The 1,078-nt window shown below is 50.3% G+C and carries 1 protein-coding gene; it reads right to left on the reverse strand.

Annotated elements, in window-relative coordinates; genetic code table 11:
• Positions 1-1,078 (reverse strand): flagellar basal-body MS-ring/collar protein FliF (fliF, locus tag R7P67_RS26155; RefSeq protein ID WP_318086497.1); only part of this gene is annotated, 1,078 nt, incomplete at both ends.

Consider the following 1,078-nt stretch of genomic DNA (forward strand, 5'->3'; position numbering starts at 1 on the left):
CTGGTTCGTTCGCTACAAGTGCACGAACCGCTTTCAGTACGTCTTCATCTTTATGAAGGTTAGGCAGATCGATACTTGAACCAAATTCAAACAGCTCACTGCTTTCAATGTCGCTACCAATTAGGCTGGTTTCGCCATCGGCACCAATTGGCAAGCCGTCTGGGCCGTACATTTCATCGTCGTCATCACCAGCTGGGTTAAGCAGTTTCTTCATTGCAGGGCGAACCAGTACAAGCACAACCACGATGATAACTAAAGCGCTGGCGAACCAACGAACCCAATCGTTGAAGTTCGGGTGTTCCCAAATTGGTTGGTCAACAAGCTGCTCGGTTTCTGGCTCGGCAAACTTGACGCTCAATACGTTAAGTAAATCACCACGAGATTGATCAAAGCCGACGGTGCCAATCAACACCTGACGAATCGCGTTGATTTCACCTTCCGACATTGGTGTGTAAGTCACTTCACCTGTATCTGGATTAACTTGGCGACGGTCTTTGATGGCAACCGAAACAGTTTGACGCGCCACGGTGCCCGTTTGCTTACGCTCATGGCTAATCGTGGTATCTAGCTCGAAGTTGCGGGTCGATTCTTTACGTACAGAGCCTTGCCCCATTACCGAGCCGTCTTTCATTTGCGCGACGTCTTGCGGAATAGAAGCATCCGCCGGAGGCTGATTACTAAGCGCACCCGGAATGCCTGCTACCATGTTGCCGTTGTTGTAATCTTCTAGCGCGTACTCGCTGCGGGTCGATGGCGTATTTGGGTCGAAACGTTTACGAGTTTGCTCAACCGCACTGAAATCCATTTGGATATCCACTTGCGCGGTGTAGTTACCAAAACCAAGAATAGGCAACAGAACAGAGTCGATTTTTTCACGCAATGCTTGTTCTTGGCTGCGTTCTAACTCTTGCTCTTTACGACGCGCGGCAGATGCCGGATCTTGCGAACCAGAGCTCAACAAACGTCCATGCTGATCAGTGACGGTAATGCGCGATGTCTTCATGCCTGGAACAGCACTCGCGACCATATCGACAATCGAGTCCACTTCTTGCTGCTTGAGGTTGGCGCCTGTCGATAG

Source organism: Vibrio sp. Vb0937, assembly GCF_033338855.1.